At 67.6% G+C, this 17,957-nt stretch carries 11 protein-coding genes; 6 read left to right on the top strand and 5 right to left on the bottom strand.

Features of this window, described 5'->3' with window-relative positions:
* Window positions 1-174 precede the first annotated feature (174 nt).
* From LRX76_RS04455 to LRX76_RS04465, 3 genes are all read right to left on the bottom strand, one after another.
* The gene (locus LRX76_RS04455; RefSeq protein WP_231802475.1) at window positions 175-3,057 is read right to left on the bottom strand and encodes a TonB-dependent receptor; all 2,883 of its coding nucleotides are present in this window, start codon (window positions 3,055-3,057) and stop codon (window positions 175-177) included.
* Between the two features lie 47 nt (window positions 3,058-3,104).
* Window positions 3,105-4,007, bottom strand: coding sequence for an AraC family transcriptional regulator (locus tag LRX76_RS04460; protein ID WP_231802660.1), 903 nt, complete (start codon window positions 4,005-4,007; stop codon window positions 3,105-3,107).
* Between the two features lie 122 nt (window positions 4,008-4,129).
* Window positions 4,130-6,358 (bottom strand): winged helix-turn-helix domain-containing protein, encoded by a 2,229-nt coding sequence (locus LRX76_RS04465; RefSeq protein WP_231802477.1) that lies wholly within the window; start codon window positions 6,356-6,358, stop codon window positions 4,130-4,132.
* Between the two features lie 755 nt (window positions 6,359-7,113).
* Between LRX76_RS04465 and LRX76_RS04470 the strand changes: the two genes are divergently transcribed.
* Window positions 7,114-9,732, top strand: a complete 2,619-nt coding sequence (locus LRX76_RS04470) for a TonB-dependent receptor (RefSeq protein ID WP_231802479.1) — start codon at window positions 7,114-7,116, stop codon at window positions 9,730-9,732.
* Window positions 9,733-10,433: 701 nt separating this feature from the next.
* On the opposite strand, the gene LRX76_RS04475 is transcribed toward LRX76_RS04470, so the two are convergent.
* On the bottom strand, window positions 10,434-10,580 hold the full coding sequence (locus LRX76_RS04475; protein ID WP_231802481.1) for a hypothetical protein: 147 nt from the start codon (window positions 10,578-10,580) through the stop codon (window positions 10,434-10,436).
* Window positions 10,581-10,621: 41 nt separating this feature from the next.
* On the opposite strand from LRX76_RS04475, the gene ilvC reads away from it, so the two are divergent.
* From ilvC to LRX76_RS04500, 5 genes are all read left to right on the top strand, one after another.
* On the top strand, window positions 10,622-11,629 hold the full coding sequence (gene ilvC / locus LRX76_RS04480) for a ketol-acid reductoisomerase (RefSeq protein ID WP_231802483.1): 1,008 nt from the start codon (window positions 10,622-10,624) through the stop codon (window positions 11,627-11,629).
* 40 nt (window positions 11,630-11,669) lie between these two features.
* On the top strand, window positions 11,670-13,391 hold the full coding sequence (ilvG, locus tag LRX76_RS04485) for an acetolactate synthase 2 catalytic subunit (protein ID WP_231802485.1): 1,722 nt from the start codon (window positions 11,670-11,672) through the stop codon (window positions 13,389-13,391).
* Window positions 13,375-13,644 (top strand): ACT domain-containing protein, encoded by a 270-nt coding sequence (locus LRX76_RS04490; RefSeq protein ID WP_231802487.1) that lies wholly within the window; start codon window positions 13,375-13,377, stop codon window positions 13,642-13,644. Before ilvG ends, LRX76_RS04490 begins: the two co-directional genes overlap by 17 nt.
* A gap of 201 nt (window positions 13,645-13,845) precedes the next feature.
* Window positions 13,846-14,991 carry a threonine dehydratase gene (locus LRX76_RS04495; protein ID WP_231802489.1) on the top strand — a complete coding sequence of 382 codons (1,146 nt, stop codon included), beginning with the start codon at window positions 13,846-13,848 and terminating at the stop codon, window positions 14,989-14,991.
* Window positions 14,985-16,562, top strand: coding sequence for a 2-isopropylmalate synthase (locus LRX76_RS04500; RefSeq protein ID WP_231802662.1), 1,578 nt, complete (start codon window positions 14,985-14,987; stop codon window positions 16,560-16,562). The genes LRX76_RS04495 and LRX76_RS04500 overlap by 7 nt, the downstream gene beginning before the upstream one ends.
* Window positions 16,563-16,757: 195 nt before the next feature.
* Here LRX76_RS04500 and leuB read toward each other — a convergent pair whose 3' ends face one another.
* Window positions 16,758-17,831 carry a 3-isopropylmalate dehydrogenase gene (leuB, locus tag LRX76_RS04505; RefSeq protein ID WP_231802491.1) on the bottom strand — a complete coding sequence of 358 codons (1,074 nt, stop codon included), beginning with the start codon at window positions 17,829-17,831 and terminating at the stop codon, window positions 16,758-16,760.
* Between the last annotated feature and the right edge of the window lie 126 nt (window positions 17,832-17,957).

Here is a 17,957-nt window from a genome sequence, read left to right on the forward strand (position 1 = left end):
GACGCAGCACCAGCGTAGGTCTGTCCCACGCCGATCGGGCATGGTGGCCCCTGCCCGGGTCCTCGGCATGCCGAGGCGGCTGCCGAACTGCATGCCGCAGGCCGGTACATGGAGAGCACAAAAAAGGCGGGCCTTGCGGCCCGCCTTTCGGTACTGCATTTCACCAGACGGCGATCAGAACCGCTGGGTGTACTTCATGTACAGGAAGCGGCCGATATCGAAGCTGCCGTTGTAGGCGAAGTTCGAGTTCGGCTGGCTGTACATGAGCGGGCCCTCGTGGTTGAACACGTTGTTGGCACCCAGCGAGATGGTGGCATCCCAGGGCGCGTTGTAACGGACCTGGAGGTCGTGGAAGGTGTTGGACCCCACCTTGCGCGACGGCTGGACCTGGGTGTACGACGAGACGAAGTCGGCGATGTTGCACTCCGCACCGCCGTCGAGATCGTACACGCAGGCTTCCTTGACGCCGGAGTAGTAGCGCACGCCCCAGTTGACGCCGAAGTTGCCGAAGCTCCAATCCACGTTCAGGTTCGAACGCACGCGGAAGTTGGAACCCCAGTCGCTGCTCGCCCAGCCGTTACGCTGCTCGACAGGCGTCTCGGCCTCGTTGTCGCGCTTGTACTCCAGGTAGTCGACGTAGGTCGTCTTCCAGTCCACCACGAAGTTGCCGATGGCCAGCTCGGGCAGGCGGTAACGCACTGCCAGATCGTAACCGGCGGTTTCCTGATAGCCGCCGTTGATCAGGGTGCGGGTCACGCTGTCGACCTGGTTGATGTCGCGCCCGCCCGTGGAGCGGGTGAAGCGATCACAGGCCGAGGCGATGTTCTGCACGTAGCACTGGTTGAGGATCGAGGTCACCGACTCGCCGGCGATGACGTCGTCGATGTGGATCTTCCACCAGTCCAGGCTGATGTCCAGGCCGCTCACGAAGCTGGGGCTGTAGACCAGGCCCAGGGTGTACGACTTGGAGGTCTCCGGCAGCAGCGCATCATTGGAGCCGGATTCGAACGCGTTGTACGACTGGGTGCCCGGGCCGGTGGACACGGCGCCGCCGGAGGTGATCTGGCGGAAGTCGGCCGGTATGCCCTGCGCCGCGCACAGCTGCGCCACGGACGGGTTGCGCGCCGCCGCGCCGAAGCTCGAATCACACGGATCGGTGTAGTTGTCGTAGGTCTGCGAGGTGCCGCCGAACAGGTCGGACACGGTCGGCGCACGGAAGCCCGTCGCATAGGTGCCGCGCACCAGCAGGTCCTCGATCGGACGCCACTTCAGGCCGAACTTGCTGTTGGTGGTGTCGCCGAAGGTGTCGTAGTCCGAATAGCGACCGGCGACGTCCAGCGACAGTTCCTTGGCGAACGGCAGGTCGGCCAGGACCGGCACGTTGAACTCGAGGTAGAACTCGTCGAGCGAGTAGCCGCCCTTGGTCGGGGCACCGGCCAGGTCCGTGCTCAGGCCGGACTGCAGCAGCGCGTCGGGCTCGTAGCTCGCGTCCTCGCTGCGGTGCTCATAGCCGGCGGCCATGCCCAGTGCACCGGCCGGCAGCTCCGCCAGGGTGCCGCTGAGATTGGCGCTGTAGACCTTGGTGGTGGTCTTGGAGGTGTCGTGGCTGGGCAGGAACAGGTAGGACTGCAGGGCCGGGTCGGCGAGCGAGCCGGCGCCCGTCGCACCGTAGGGCAGCAGCGGGTTCCACGGCGTGCAGCCGGCGATGACGTTGTCCGCCGTGCCGCAGCGGGCCACGCCCGACGCATCGACGAACGACGAGCCGGTCGCGTTCTCGACGTTCGGGATGAACAGGTTGCCGGTTCCGGTCTTGGTGCCCTTGTTCTGGTTGTAGATGTAGCCGACGTCCCAATCCCAGTAGTTGTCGCCGAACTGGAAGGAGCCTTCGAGTCCGCCGCTGAAGCGGAAGGTCTCGAGCTCGGAGCGGGTCTGGCGCGGCACCTCGGAGGTGCGGCGGATGTAGTTGGCCTCCGTGCCCAGCGGGTTGTAGATGCTGTCGGCGGCCAGTGGCGTGCCGTAGACCTCGGACTGGTACGGATAGCCGGCGATCTGCTGCAGGGTCTCGCGGTGGGTGTAGAGCACGTCCGCCTTGGCGCGGACGTTGTCGGTCAGGTCGAAGCTGCCGTTGGCGAACACGGAACGGCGCTCGATCTGCGTCTGCAGGAACATCTGCTGGCTGGCGTTGGTGTAGTCGCCCAGGCCGGTCTCGTGGTAGTCGGCGATGTTGGAGGGGTCACCGCCGTCGTTCAGGGTGTACCAGTTGTCGTCGCTGTCGACCAGGATGCCCTTGTTGCTGGCGGCGCTCCAGCCGTTGGCTTCGTCGCCGACGGGGAACGGATGACGGTAGCCGTTCGGGTAGGCGCTGTAGCGGCGATCCTTGGCATTGACCGGATCTTCCTTGCTGTACTCGGCACCCAGGGTCAGCGAACCGCGATCGGTGGTGGTGCCGTAGACGAAGTTGTACTGTTCCTTCTGGCCATCGCCCTGGCCGAACTGGCCGACGTATGCACTGGCTTCCAGGCCATCGAAGTTCTTGCGGGTGATGACGTTGATGACGCCGGCGATGGCGTCCGAACCGTAGATCGCCGAGGCGCCGTCGGTCAGCACTTCCACACGCTCGATCATCGAGGTCGGGATCGAGGCCAGGTCGGTGTAGCCGCCGGAGCTGACGCCCATGCGCTTGCCGTCGAGCAGCACCAGCGTGCGCTCGGGACCGAGGTTGCGCAGGTTCACGTACTGGCCGCCCACTTCCTCGCCCGACGACAGCGCATCGGCACGGCTGATCGCCGGCGAGCCGGTCGCGGCCAGGTTCTGCACGATGTCGGCGACGCTGGTGTAGCCCTGCTTCTCGATGTCGGCGCGCTGCAGCGCGATGACCGGCTGCGCGGTTTCCAGGCTGGCCTGGCGGATGCGCGAACCGGTGACCTCGATACGATCGAGATTGGTGGTTTCCGGGGTGGTGGACGTCTCCTGCGCCACGGCAAAGGCCGGGGTCAACGCGATCGCGATGCCGGCGGGCAACAGGCCCAGCCGCACTGCGGGAATGCGAAGGTTCATCTATCTCTCCAAAGTTCGTTATTGACGCGTTAAACGCCCTTCGCAAGTTACGGCCGGGTCGACGCCCCTGCTTTGCGTGCCGCGTCCGCTGGCTTTGCCGAATCTGGCGTCAGCCGAGCCGCGGCCTTGCGGTAAGTGCTTGCCGCAACGCCGAAATGGGCACGGAACGCGCGGGCGAAACTGCAGCAGTTGTCGAAGCCGGAGGCCGCGGCCACCTCGCCGATCATCATGTCGGTGTCGCGCAGCAGGTCGGCGGCGCGCTCCAGCCGCAGGCGCGCGGACAGCGCCTGCGGGCTTTCCTCGTACAGCCCCTGGAACGTCTTGGAAAAGTACCAGCTGGAGAAATTGGTCAGCGCGGCCAGCTCGCCGATGCGGACGATGCGGTCGCTGTTGCCTTCGAGGAACAGGCGCGCGCGCTGCAGGCGGCCGAACACCTGGCGCTTGCGGTTGCGCGAGCGCCCCGGGCAGCGCTGCACGCGATGGCCGAAATCGCGCTGCAGCGAGGCCAGGTACAGCAGTACCGGCTGCATTCCCAGCATGGCCTCGTCCAGTGCGCCAGCCTCGCGCCACAGCCGCAGCGCCACCCGCGCCTCGCTGCTCTGCAGCCGTCCGCGGCCGGTATAGAGACTGGTATCGGTGAGCCTGCCGAGCAGCTTCATCGCCTCGGCATCCAGGTTGAGACCGATGCAGAACGCATTGCGATCGGCCTGCACCAACGGGCGCGACTCCCTGTCGAACGCTATCCACTCCCCGCCACGCAGGCGGAAGCGTCCCTCCCGGGACTCGATCCACCCGGTGCCGCGCAACTGGATCCAGACGGTGAACATGCCGGTCGCGCATTGCAGGCTGCCCAGCCGCGCCACCCCCATGCACGCCGGCTGCGACGTCTCCGCCGCTTCGGCCTCCACGGCCACCCTCTGACCACGATCGGCCCACACCACATTGCTCATCACGCTCACCCGCCTGCCTGGATCTGGCCGAACGTTTTGCCGGATGTGGTGGCTCGGGTCAGGAATTTCCCCGGACATTGCGACGAAATCCGGACGATCCCGCCACGAAAAACATGTGAAGCCTATTTTTCCTTTCCAGACAACCAGTTGATGATGCCCACCCACGCCCCCTGGGGTTCTTCCGGCAGGGGCATGACGCCGATGTTGGTGCCGTCCTGGACCGCCATCGCCAGGTAGATGTCGCCGCTGGCCGGGTCGCTGCTGAATCCGTTCTCGGCCGCCTTGCGGTGGGCATCCAGGCATGCCGGCTGCGCCCGCCCGGCGCCGGCACGGCTGAGCCGGGCACCGCATCCGGGAACCGAGTCGAGGTAGTCGATCGCACCGGAGGCCCCGACCGCCCAGTTGCGGAATCGCCACAGCGACGGCACCGCCCCCTCCAGTTCGCGGACACTGCCGGCAGACAGCCGCGCATCGGCCTGCCACAGCCCCGGCCGGTCGGCGCGGGTGAACAGTACCCGCTTTCCCTGGCGGTCGTAGCGGACCTGGGTGACATCGTCGATGGCGGCCAACCGGCGCCACGACGTGGCCGCACTGTCGAACAGCGCCAGCTCCGCCCGCCCCCCGCCGGAACTGCCGACCACGAGCACCTCGTCCGCACCAGCGCCGTGGACCGCCTGCAGCGGCTGCTCCATCGGAACCGGCAACCGCTGCACGGTTCCCGCGCCCGGGACGATCCGGTAGATGCCGCGCTCCTCGCCGGCGACCTGGCCCAGCGCCAGCAACGAACTGCTGTCGGACGACCAGTCCGGCGGCTGCCCGGTATCGGGCCTGAAATTCTCGATCAGCCGCGGCGGATCCCCGGACGCCGGCACTCCCCACCACAGGGCATAGCTGCCGGAACGGTCGGAGGCGAACAGCAGTTGCCTGCCGTCCGGCGCCAGCACCGGCTGCAGGTCGCGCCCCAGCGACGGGAACAGGCGCTGTGCGCCGGCAGGCTCGCCATCCTCCCCCAGGCGCACGCGGAACAGTCCGAACTGGGCCTGGCGCCTGACGAAGGCCAGTGTCCCCGTCGCCTGCGCCACCGCCGGACTCTGCGCATCGTCCAGGCCGAAATCGCGCAACCGCTGCTGCTGCACGTCCAGCCGGTAAAGCCGCGACTGGCTGCCCACGCTGCGACCGATCACCGCCTGCTCGCCACCGGGCAACCAGTTCCAGCCATTGATCTGCGCACTCTCGTGGCTGAGCCGCTCGGCCGCCCCGCCCTCGGCGGGGATCCGCCACAGGTCGCCGAACTGGGGGTTGCGGACGAAACCGATCCACTTCCCGTCCGGCGAGTACCGGGGCGCGTAGTCGAAATCGCCGGCGGCCACCGGGTAGTCGAGCGCACGCCAGCGCCCGCTGTCCAGGTCGAGGATGCGCAGGCCGGAGGCGGCGTTCATCCCCGCCATCGTGCCGAAGATCAGCCCGCGCCCGTCCGGCGTCCAATCGAAGCCGAGCATCCACGTGCCCGTGCAGGAGGCCACCGAACGTTCCTCGCCCAGCCCTTCGGCCGGCACCACGATGACCTCGCAACGTCCCTGGTCGCCGGAGCGCACGAAGGCGATGCGCCTGCCGTCCGGCGACCAAGCCGGAGCATGGTCGCGCCATCCCGGCGGCGGCTGGCTGAGAACCCGGGGACGCGCATTGTCGCTGGCCTGCAGCTTGACCAGCGAACCGGCGCCGTCGGGCAGCTCCGAGGCATAGGCCACCATGCGCCCGTCCGGCGAGATGGTGGGCGAGGTCTCGAAGCCCAGTTCCGAAACGATGAGCCGATACGGTCGCTCCGGCCCTTCCGGCGACCCGGGCGTGGCGTGCACGAAGCGCCACAGGTACACGCCCAGCAACAGGGCCCCGAACAGGGCCAGCGACGCCGCCGCCGCGACCAGGAAGCTCCGGTACAGGCGGCCGGCGGGACGGGCGTTGGATTTCACCGGTGCCGCCGTAGCGGCTTCCACGGCTGCGGGCTCCGCCGCGACGCCCGCGTCCCCGGCATCGCCCTCGCCGTCGCCCTGGTCCGCGAGCCAGTGGACCGGCGCCAGCAGGCGATACCCGGTCTTGGCGATCGTCTCGATGTACAGCTGCCTCGCCGGATCGCCGCCGTCGCCGGAGAACGCCTTGCGCAGCTGGGCGATGGCCTGGGTCAGTACGTCGTTGGTCGGCATCGTGTCCGGCCACACCTCGGCGAACAGTTCCTCGCGCGACACCACCCGGCCAGCCCGGGCCACCAGCGCCAGGATCACCCCCACCGCCTTGGGCGTGATCCTGATCGGCCGCCGTCTTTCGGGGTCATGCACCTCGCGCAGCGAAACCACGAGGGTGCAGCATCCGATCCGCACGCGATCACCGGGCAACGACTTTTCTCCAGCAGGCGGCATACCGGCGACAGACATTCCAATTCAGACATCCGGCACGCCGGAACGAGGGCATCGGCAAAACGCCAAAGTCCGCAAAGCTTCGCGACGCGATGCGACAGGCGCGGCGAATGGCGAAATTTTAGCCTATGCATTGTTCCCGCATAACTGCGGTGCGACATCAGGCCCTCTCTCTCGCCGACGATTTCCGATAAACAGCACCAAGATTGCGCGCCAGCTGGCGCGCTTCTTTTTTGCTGCGGACCGCTCGCCACGAGCGGGCCCTTGCCAGTCCTGCGTTTGCCGGTGTCAGTGCCACGCATCGACTTGGCAGGCGGTTCCTAGTCACCCATTCCTTAAGCAAGACTGAAGGCGCAGGCTGAAGTGTCGCCCAGGGACAGGCTTCGACAAAAAATTCAGTCCGGTCAATCTCCGGCAAACTCGTGACGCAAACGAGGCGATCGCTCTTCTAGGCACTAGAGGCGTTGGTGGTTCATACCAATCAACGGGTTCCACGAATCAGATCCCCAATCAGCGCTTATCGCAGCACGTCATCCGCGACATCGACGCCGTCACAAACACGTAACATTTGTCACAGCCAAGCAATCGGCGAAAAACCGGCAAAAAAAGCGCTCGTTAGATTCCTGTCAAGTCTTCGTTCAAGGGGCATTAACCCCGTGAACGACGGCGCCCATCAATCCAGGGATCTGCGCACCATGAAAAAGCCACGCCATATCGTCAGTCACAAGCACGGCCTGTTGACTGCTGCATTGGGCATCGCGATGTTCCAAGCCATTTCTGCACAGGCTCAAGAGACCCAAGTCAAGCAGGACGCACCCACCACGCTCGACAAGATCGAGGTCACCGGCTCGCGCATCAAGCGCGCCGAGGTCGAAGGAGCGCTCCCAGTCAGCGTCCTCGACCGCCAGGCCATCGAGATCAGCGGCAAGAACACCGTCGCCGACCTGCTGCAGAGCTCCAGTTTCAACTCCTTCGGTTCGTTCACCCCCACTTCGGGAAGTTCCGCCCAGTCGTTCGCCGGCCTGAGCCTACGCGGCCTCGGTGAAGGCCGTACCCTGATCCTGATCGACGGGCGCCGCTCGGCGGTCTCGCCACTGACCGGTGAAGGCCAGGACCTGAGCTCGATCCCGACCGCGGCAGTCGAACGCATCGAGATCCTCACCGACGGCGCCTCGGCGATCTACGGCGCCGACGCCATCGGCGGCGTGGTCAACATCATCACCCGCAAGGATTTCGAAGGTTTCCAGGTCAGCAGCGGCGTGACCGACAACCATTACGGCGGCGACGCGTCCGAAGGCTCGATCCTGTTCGGTACCAGCAGTGATCGCGGCCGCATCCTCGGCGGCATTTCCTACACCAACCAGAAGATCAGCTACGTCTCGGACTACCCATGGTCCGACACGGTGGCCGGCTCGTCCTACGCCAACAACTACCTGGGTGTACTGACCGCGGCCGACGGAAGCACGATTCCCGGCGCCAACCTCTACACCAACGGCAGCAGCGTGGTCCCGGGCGGCTGCTCGGGAACCAACTTCTACGAGAGCACCAGCAGCAGCGGCAATACCAGCTGCCTCTACAACTACGTCGGCGACATGGCCGATACCGCCAGCATCAAGAACAAGAACCTGTTCCTGCGCTCGGAGTACGACCTGAGCGATCGCTGGACGCTGCAAACCGATATCTATGTCAACAAGAAGCAGAGCACCAGCCAGTACGCGCCGGTACCCGAGAGCATCTATGTCTCGGCCGACAGTCCCAACAACACCACCGGCCAGGACGCCTACATCAAGCACCGCTTTGCCGCGCTCGGCAACCGCCTGACCTACACCGACGAGAACGCCTACGACGTCAACCTCAGCCTGCATGGCCAGTTGACCGACAGCACCAGCGTCGAGTTCGGCGCGCGCACCACCGAGTCTCGCGCCACCATAATCGGCTACAACTACGTCAACATTCCCGTGGCCGAGCAGTACTTCGAGTCCGGCGCCTATAACGCGTTCGATCCCTACTCGAACTCGGAGGAAGTGCTCGACGCGATGCGCACCACGACTAGCCGCGATGCCTACTACAAGCAGAAGGAAGTCAACGCGCTGCTCAACACCGACCTGTTCTCCCTGCCCGGCGGCATTTCGTCCCTGGCCCTGGGTGCCGAGTACAGCAAGCACGACTACCAGGACATCTACGACCAGCAGTCGGCCGCGGGCAATGTCGGCGGCTCGTCCGGCAACTCGGCGTGGGGCAGCCGCAACCTCACCTCGGCCTACGCCGAGTGGAGCCTGCCGTTCCTCTCCAACCTGTCCGCCGACCTGGCCCTGCGCTACGACCACTACTCCGACTTCGGCGACGCCACTTCGCCCAAGATCTCGTTGCGCTACCAGCCGATCGACACACTGACCCTGCGCGCATCCTACGGCGAAGGCTTCCGTGCCCCGACGCTGCCGGCGCTTTACCAGCAGTCCGCGTTCTCGGCCGACACCGTCACCGATGCAGCCACCGCGGAGGCCTACGGCCTGGATGCATCGAGCTCGGTCCAGATCAACGCCTACCACATCGCAAACCCCGACCTGAAGGCGGAAGAGTCCAAGCAGTTCAGCGTGGGCCTGGCCTGGGATCCGGTGTCCTGGGCCAACCTGACCCTGGACTACTGGAAGATCCGGATCAACAACCAGATCAAGTGGTACGACGCACAGACCATCCTCGACCGCACCGCCCTGGGCCAGTACCTGCCCGAGCAGTTCTACGTGGTACGCAATACCGACGGTTCGATCCAGTCCGTGTACGCCGGCTACGGCAACGAAGGCCAGGTTGAGACCGACGGTATCGACCTCAACCTGCGCACCCGCTTCGACCTCGGTGAATGGGGCCGCCTGAGTTCGAACCTGCAGGGTACCTGGACCCACAGCTATACCATCGCCGGACTGGACGGCAAGGACGAGTACATCGGTACCGATGGCTACCCTGAGTGGCGCGCGAACCTCAACACGCACTGGGATCTGGGCGACTGGAGCTTCTCCTGGACGATCAACGCGATCGGCTACGAGCCCGGCTACTACGTCACCTACTACGACGGCACCTACAGCTGCTCGCAACTGAAGGAATGGGGCTACACCAAGCGTTGCGGCGGCGCCTACATCACTCATGACGTGCAGGTCAGCTACAACGCGCCGTGGAACGGCACCATTTCCGTGGGTGCGCGAAACCTCACCGACAAGGCGCCGGTGTACGACGCGGCTTATTCGCCGACAAACTTCAATAACTACCTCTACAACGGCTACGGTCGTCAGCTATACCTGCGCTATACGCAGAACTTCTGATACGCACCACAAGAGTCCCGGCGCCCAACGCCGGGGCCTCCTTGGAGGGCCGCTTCGGATTCCCGAACGCGGCCCTTTTCTTTGGCATCGGTCTCTAAAGTGCGATGCCGACGAGTGCCGAACCGGGAACTGCTCAGCCAACCTACCCTCTCGATGCTCCGCCATGACTGTCCGTGGCCATCGACAAGCGCATGTCGTCGAGCATGGCAATCACGCAACACACCGCAAATGCAGCGACATAGCCCCGCACAGGTGGCGGGCTACCGTATCGCCACAACAAGAATCCATCTCTCTCTCCCCTGCCGCCGGCTGACCCCGGCGGCTATTTTTTTGCCAAAGCGACGCAATCTCCGCGCAATCGAGCGGACCCGCGCCGCCGCCCCGTCGGCGTGCAGTCCGTTTCCGCCGCAACCATGCTTTGCCGGCAAGGGCTGCGCGCTGGTCACGGATGAAACCACGCACCGGCGCGGGGCCAGGGTTGACAAGGAAAACCCGCCGTGCTTTCCTGCCCCGCATGTCGCACCGCAACGCCACCTCGAACGCCCGCCTGTCCGCGCCCATCGGCGCCGGCGCGGCCGCGTCGATCCTCGTCCTCGTACTTATTAGCTCGCCAACCGGTGCGGGACGATCCAGCGTGTAAGCGACAGACACACGAGCTTCGATCAAGACCCCGCACCGGCAACGGCGCGGGGTTTCGCGTTTCAGGGATGCAGAAAAGTTTCGAATGACATGAACCACACCACTTCGACAACCCGCAAAGCCAGCAGCACCGCCCGCCAGGGCGCGATGGCCGCTGCCTGCGCTGCCGCCCCGAGACGCTTCCCCCTCCAGCCGGCCAGTGCCTTCACTGCCGGCTGATTTTTTTCCCTTTCCCCGAGGAACATCGATCATGACCAGCAACGACCAGCCCCAACCCACCATCGCCGTCGTCGGCTACGGCAGCCAGGGCCGCGCGCATGCGCTCAACCTGCGCGAGTCCGGTTTCGACGTCGTCGTCGGCCTGCGCCCGGGCGGCCCCACCGAGGCCAAGGCCCAGGCCGACGGCTTCGTGGTGAAGACGCCGGCCGAGGCGGTGAAGAATGCCGACCTGGTCGCCGTGCTGACCCCGGACATGGTGCAGAAGAAGCTCTACAACGAGGTGCTGGCGCCGAACATGAAGCAGGGCGCCTGCCTGCTGTTCGCGCACGGCCTGAACGTGCACTTCGGCATGATCGAGCCGCGCGAGGACCTGGACGTGGTGCTGGTCGCGCCCAAGGGTCCGGGCGCGCTGGTACGCCGCGAGTACGAGATCGGCCGCGGCGTGCCGTGCATCTGGGCGGTCTACCAGGACCGCAGCGGCAAGGCCAAGGCGCTGGCTCTGGCCTACGCCGCAGGCCTGGGCGGCGCCCGCGCCAACCTGATCGAGACCACCTTCAAGGAAGAGACCGAGACCGACCTGTTCGGCGAACAGGCGGTGCTGTGCGGCGGCGCCTCGTCGCTGGTGCAGGCCGGTTTCGAGACCCTGGTAGAAGCCGGCTACCAGCCGGAGATCGCCTACTACGAGGTGCTGCACGAGCTGAAGCTGATCGTGGACCTGTTCTACGAAGGCGGCATCACCCGCATGCTGGAGTTCGTCTCCGAGACCGCGCAGTACGGCGACTACGTCAGCGGCCCGCGGGTGATCGACGCCAGCGTCAAGGCGCGGATGAAGGACGTGCTGACCGACATCCAGGACGGCACCTTCACCAAGAACTGGGTGGCCGAGTACGAAGCCGGGCTGCCGAACTACAAGAAGTACAAGCAGGCCGACCTGGAGCATCCGGTCGAGCAGGTCGGCAAGCGGCTGCGCGCCAAGATGGTGTGGCTGCAGGAACAGGCCGCCGCGCAACCGTCGGACAACGGCCAGAAGGCCGCGTAAGCGCTGCACCCCCACCCGCTACCGAGAAGGTCGCCACCGAATGAACACCTCCGCACAAGCCAGGCCGCGCAACGGCGCACGCTGGCTGACGCAGGCCCTGGAAGCCGAGGGCGTCGACACCCTGTTCGGCTACCCGGGCGGCACCATCATGCCGTTCTACGACGCACTGGTCGATTCGAAGCTGCGCCACGTCCTGGTACGCCACGAGCAGGGCGCGGCACTGGCCGCCAACGGCTATGCGCGCGCCAGCGGCAAGGTCGGCGTATGTGTGGCCACGTCCGGCCCGGGCGCCTCGAACCTGGTCACCGGCATCGCCGACGCGATGCTCGATTCGGTGCCGATGGTGTGCATCACCGGCCAGGTCGGCACGCCGTTGCTGGGTACCGATGCGTTCCAGGAGCTGGACGTGTTCGGCATGACCCTGCCGATCGTCAAGCACAGCTTCCTGGTGCGGCGGGTGGAGGACCTGCCGCAGGTGGTGGCCGAGGCGTTCCGCATCGCCCGCGAGGGCCGTCCGGGACCGGTGCTGATCGACCTGCCCAAGGACGTGCAGGTGGCCGACGCCGGCCACCTGCCGGCGCACCAGCCAATGGCGGTGGCGCCGCCGCCGGCACCGGAAGATGCCAGGCTGGCCGAGGCCATCGCCGCCATCGCCGGTGCCGAGAAGCCGGTCATCTACGGCGGCGGCGGCATTGCCCTGGCCGATGCGGTGGACGAGTTCCGCCAGTTCGTCGAGGCCACCGGCATCCCCACCGTGCTGACCCTGCGCGGACTGGGCGCACTGCCTGCCGGGCATCCTCAGTACCTGGGCATGCTGGGCATGCACGGCACCCGTGCGGCCAACATGGCGGTGCAGGAGAGCGACCTGCTGGTGGTGGTCGGCGCCCGCTTCGACGACCGCGCCACCGGCAAGCTGGGCGAGTTCGCGCCGTTCGCGCGGGTGATCCACCTGGACGCCGACGCCTGCGAGATCTCCAAGCTGCGCCAGGCCGACATCGCCATCCGCGGCGACGTGGCGGCCGGGCTGCGCGCGTTGGGTGCGGCCAGGACGACCTGCGAGGACTGGAACAGGCGCTGTGCCGGCAACCGCGAGAAGTTCGGCGCGCGCTACGACGCACCCGGCAAGGACATCTACGCGCCGGCGCTGCTCAAGCGCCTGAGCGAGGTGGCGCCGGCCGACACCGTCATCGCCTGCGACGTCGGCCAGCACCAGATGTGGGTGGCGCAGCACTGCCGCTTCGACCATCCGCGCAACCACCTGACCAGCGGCGCGCTGGGCACCATGGGCTTCGGCCTGCCGGCGGCGATGGGCGCGCAGTTCGCCTGCCCCGAGCGCACCGTGGTGCTGGTGTCCGGCGACGGCAGCTTCATGATGAACGTGCAGGAGCTGGTGACCATCGCCCGCTGCCGGCTGCCGGTGAAGATCGTGCTGCTGGACAATTCCTCGCTGGGCATGGTGCGGCAATGGCAGGAGCTGTTCTTCGCCGAGCGCTACAGCGAGATCGACCTGTCCGACAACCCGGACTTCGCCGCGCTGGCGCAGGTGTTCGGCATCCCCGCCAAGCGCATCACCGCGCGCAGCGAGGTCGAGGACGGCCTGGCCGACCTGCTGGCCCAGCCCGGCCCGGCGCTGCTGCACGTGGCCATCGACGCGCGCGCCAACGTCTGGCCGCTGGTGCCGCCCAACACCGCCAACAGCACCATGCTGGAAAGCAATCCCGCCTACGTGCAGAAGGAGGCCGGCCATGCAATACCGGCTTGATCTGGTGCTGAAGCCGAGCGAGGGCGCGCTGCTGCGCGTGATCGGTACCGCCGAGCGGCGCGGCTTCCGGCCGGTCTCGATCAACGGCCAGCCCTCGGCGGCCGACGGCGGCCGCTGGCACGTGGCGCTGGTGGTCGATGGCCAGCGCTCCGGCGAGACCCTGCGCCACCAGCTGGAGAAGGTCTACGACTGCGTATCGGTGCAGGTCACCGAGGTCGCCGCGACGGCGCAGGTGCAGGGGGTGGCGGCATGAACGCGATGGGACGCGGGATGCGGGATGCGGGATGCGCAAGGTCGATCGCCTCCTGCCCGGGTGGCCCGGTGCGCGCCGGCAGCACGGCCGCGCGCCGGGACGGCGCGGCACGGAGGAGTCTTCTTCCACGGAGGTCGCTTCTTCGCCGCTGCCCTGCCTTCGTTCCCGGGAGCGCGCTCCCGGCTCCGCGGTCGCGCCGTCATGGCTGACGCGGGCCGCGGCGGCGACACCCAGGAAAGCGACGTAGGCGACGTACGCGTCAGCGTGGCCGACGTGCTGGCCGCGCAGGCCCGCCTGCGCCGCTACCTGTCGCCGACGCCGCTGCACTATGCCGAGCGCTTCGGCGTCTGGCTGAAACTGGAGAACCTGCAGCGCACCGGTTCGTACAAGGTGCGCGGCGCATTGAACGCGATGCTGGCCGCGCGCGAGCGCGGCGACGAGCGCCCGGTGATCTGCGCCTCGGCCGGCAACCACGCCCAGGGCGTGGCCTGGTCGGCCTACCGGCTGGGCATGCAGGCGATCACGGTGATGCCGATGGGGGCGCCGGCCACCAAGATCGCCGGCGTCGCCCACTGGGGCGCCACGGTGCGCCAGCACGGCGACAGCTACGACGAGGCCTATGCCTTCGCCCGCGAGCTGGCCGCGCAGAACAACTACCGCTTCCTGCCCGCGTTCGACGATCCGGACGTGATCGCCGGCCAGGGCACCATCGGGATAGAGATCGCCCACCACGCCCCGGACGTGGTGATCGTGCCGATCGGCGGCGGCGGCCTGGCCTCGGGCGTGGCGCTGGCGCTGAAGTCGCAGGGCGTGCGCGTGGTCGGCGCGCAGGTGGAGGGAGTGGACTCGATGGCCCGCGCCATCCGCGGCGACGTGCGCGAGATCGACCCGGTCGCCACCCTGGCCGACGGCGTCAAGGTCAAGATCCCCGGTTTCATCACCCGCAGGCTGTGCACCAGCCTGCTCGACGACGTGGTGATCGTGCGCGAGGCCGAGCTGCGCGAGACGCTGGTGCGGCTGGCGCTGGAGGAGCACGTGATCGCCGAGGGCGCCGGCGCGCTGGCGCTGGCGGCCGGGCGCCGGGTCGCCGGCAAGCGCAAGTGCGCGGTGGTCTCCGGCGGCAACATCGACGCCCTGGTGCTCGCCCGCCTGCTCTCCGAGGTGCGCCCGCGGCCGCCGCGCAAGCCGCGCCGGCGCAACCGCGAGCGCCCGGCTTCGCCGCCATCGTCCGCGCCGTCATCGTCCAGTACCGCCCCGCCCCCACAATCGCCGAAAATGGCCAGCCCGGCCGCTTCCGCCTTCCCCATCGCCGCCAACGCCACCGCAGTAGAGGAGACCCTCTGGTGAACACTTCCAACTCCCAGACCCCGCGAATCCGAATTTTCGACACCACCCTGCGCGACGGCGAGCAATCCCCGGGCTGCAGCATGTCGCCGCAGCAGAAGCTGGTGATGGCGCGCGCCCTGGCCGAGCTGGGCGTGGACATCATCGAGACCGGCTTCCCCGCCAGTTCGCAGTCCGACCGCGAGGCGATGGCGCTGATCGGCCGCGAGCTGCGCGGCACCACCCTGGCGGTGCTGTCGCGCTGCCTGGCGACCGACATCGAGACCTCCGCGCGCGCACTGGAGGCCGCCGCGCATCCGCGCCTGCACGTGTTCCTGTCCACCAGCCCGCTGCATCGCGAGCACAAGCTGCGCATGAACAAGGAACAGGTGCTGGAGTCGGTGCGCAAGCACGTGGCGATGGCGCGCGGCTACGTCGACGACGTCGAGTTCTCGGCCGAGGACGCCACCCGCACCGAGGAGGACTTCCTGGCCGAGGTGACCGAGGTCGCCATCGCCGCCGGCGCCACCACCATCAACCTGCCCGACACCGTCGGCTTCTCCACCCCGGAGGAAATCCGCGGCATGTTCTCGCGCATCATCGCCCGCGTGCCCGGCGCCGAGCGGGTGGTGTTCAGCGCGCACTGCCACGACGACCTGGGACTGGCCGTGGCCAACTCGCTGGCCGCCGTCGAGGGCGGCGCGCGCCAGGTCGAGTGCACCGTCAACGGCATCGGCGAGCGTGCCGGCAACTGCGCGATCGAGGAGATCGTGATGGCGCTGAAGGTGCGCAACGCCTTCTACGCGCAGGACACCGCCATCGACACCCGCCGCATCGTGCCGACCTCGCAACTGCTGCAGCGGCTGGTGGGCATGCCGGTGCAGCGCAACAAGGCGGTGGTCGGCGCCAACGCCTTCGCCCACGAGTCGGGCATCCACCAGCACGGCATGCTGCGCCACCGCGGCACCTACGAGATCATGCGCCCGGAGGACGTGGGCTGGGAGTCCTCGCAGATGGTGCTGGGCCGCCACAGCGGCCGCGCCGCGGTCGAGGCGCGCCTGCGCGCGCTGGGCTACTGGCTGGAGGAGGAAGAGCTGAAGCTGGTGTTCGAGCAGTTCAAGGCGCTGTGCGAGCAGCAGCGCGTGGTCACCGACGCCGACCTGCAGACGCTGATGCAGGACGCCAGCGACAGCCAGGGCTACCGGCTGTCGTCGATGACGGTCAGCAACGTCGGCCAGCACGGCGACACCGCCCAGCGCGCCAGCGCGCGGGTCGAGCTGTCCGATCCGGACGGCCAGCGCGTGAGCGAGACGGCCGAAGGCGACGGCCCGGTGGATGCGCTGTTCGCCGCGCTGGCCGCCGCCACCGGCGTGCAGCTGACGCTGGACAGCTACCAGGTGCACAGCGTCGGCATCGGCGCCGACGCCCGCGGCGAGGCCAACCTCAGCGTCACCCACCAGGGCACCGCCTACGAGGGCAGCGGCACCAGCGGCGACATCATCGAGGCCAGCGCCCTGGCCTGGCTGGACGTCGCCAACCGGCTGCTGCGGCAGACCACGGCGGCGCACAGCGACAGCGGCGTGGCGGTGGCTTGAGGGCGGGGATTGGGGATTCGGGATTGGGGATTCGCAGGAGCGGATTCGTCGATCTTCGGTAGTCCTGCCCTCGACACACGCAAGAAAAACGGCCGGTGGAGTGTTCCACCGGCCGTTTCGTTTTCGCGGGAAGGATCGGATGGAGCGGTGACCGGCTCTTGCCAATCCCCAATCCCGAATCCCCAATCCCTCCCCCTAAAGCTCCCCCACCACCGCATCGCCCATCTCGCCGGTGCCGACCCGGGTGCAGCCTTCGGACCAGATGTCGGCGGTGCGCAGGCCGTGGTCGAGCACCTTGCCGACCGCATGCTCGATAGCATCGGCGGCGGCGGCCTGGGCGAAGCTGTAGCGCAGCATCATCGCCGCCGACAGGATCGTCGCCAGCGGGTTGGCGATGCCCTGGCCGGCGATGTCCGGCGCCGAGCCGTGGCAGGGCTCGTACATGCCCTTGCCGTCGGCGTCCAGCGAGGCCGAGGGCAGCATGCCGATCGAGCCGGTCAGCATCGAGGCCTGGTCGGAGAGGATGTCGCCGAACATGTTGTCGGTGACGATCACGTCGAACTGCTTGGGCGCGCGCACCAGCTGCATCGCCGCGTTGTCCACGTACATGTGGCTCAGCGCCACGTCCGGATAGTCCCTGGCGACTTCCTCGACCACCGTGCGCCACAGCTGGCTGGAGGCCAGCACGTTGGCCTTGTCCACCGAGCACAGCTTCTTGCCGCGCAGGCGCGCCATGTCGAAGCCGACCCTGGCGATGCGGCGGATCTCGCCCTCGCCGTACGGCAGGGTGTCGTAGGCCTGGCGCTGGCCGTCGTCGAGCACGCGGTTGCCGCGCGGCTGGCCGAAGTAGATGCCTCCGGTCAGTTCGCGCACGATCAGGATGTCCAGGCCGGCGACCACTTCGGGCTTGAGCGTGGAGGCGCCGGCCAGCTGCGGGTACAGGATTGCCGGGCGCAGGTTGCCGAACAGGCCCAGCTGCGAGCGGATCTTCAGCAGGCCGCGCTCCGGGCGCAGCGCCGGATCGATCGTGTCCCACTTCGGGCCGCCGACCGCGCCCAGCAGCACCGCGTCGGCCGCGCGCGCGCGTTCCAGCGTCTCGTCGGCCAGCGGGCTGCCGTACCGGTCGTAGGCCGCGCCGCCCAGATCGTCGAACACCAGTTCCAGGCCGAGGCCGTCGCGCGCGTCGATCCGCTGCAGCACCTTCACCGCCTCGGCCACGATCTCCGGGCCGATGCCGTCGCCGGGGAGAACCAGAATCTGCTTGCTCATCGATGTTTCCTTGCAGGTATGAAGCTGTTGCTTTGGCAGGAGCGATTTCGGTCGCGAATGGGCTCTACCGGTGAGGCCTCATCGCGACTGATGGCCCGGAGGCCACGTGGAGTCGCTCCTACGCGA

It is taken from the genome of Stenotrophomonas sp. MMGLT7, assembly GCF_021168555.1.
In the GTDB taxonomy this organism is placed as follows: Bacteria; Pseudomonadota; Gammaproteobacteria; order Xanthomonadales; family Xanthomonadaceae; genus MMGLT7.

What these genes read in the sequence shown, in the direction of transcription:
- LRX76_RS04455 (WP_231802475.1), bottom strand. Translation starts at nt 3,057, where the DNA reads ATGAACCTTCGCATTCCCGCAGTGCGGCTGGGCCTGTTGCCCGCCGGC.
- LRX76_RS04460 (WP_231802660.1), bottom strand. Translation starts at nt 4,007, where the DNA reads ATGAGCAATGTGGTGTGGGCCGATCGTGGTCAGAGGGTGGCCGTGGAG.
- LRX76_RS04470 (WP_231802479.1), top strand. Translation starts at nt 7,114, where the DNA reads ATGAAAAAGCCACGCCATATCGTCAGTCACAAGCACGGCCTGTTGACT.
- ilvC (WP_231802483.1), top strand. Translation starts at nt 10,622, where the DNA reads ATGACCAGCAACGACCAGCCCCAACCCACCATCGCCGTCGTCGGCTAC.
- ilvG (WP_231802485.1), top strand. Translation starts at nt 11,670, where the DNA reads ATGAACACCTCCGCACAAGCCAGGCCGCGCAACGGCGCACGCTGGCTG.
- LRX76_RS04490 (WP_231802487.1), top strand. Translation starts at nt 13,375, where the DNA reads ATGCAATACCGGCTTGATCTGGTGCTGAAGCCGAGCGAGGGCGCGCTG.
- LRX76_RS04495 (WP_231802489.1), top strand. Translation starts at nt 13,846, where the DNA reads ATGGCTGACGCGGGCCGCGGCGGCGACACCCAGGAAAGCGACGTAGGC.
- leuB (WP_231802491.1), bottom strand. Translation starts at nt 17,831, where the DNA reads ATGAGCAAGCAGATTCTGGTTCTCCCCGGCGACGGCATCGGCCCGGAG.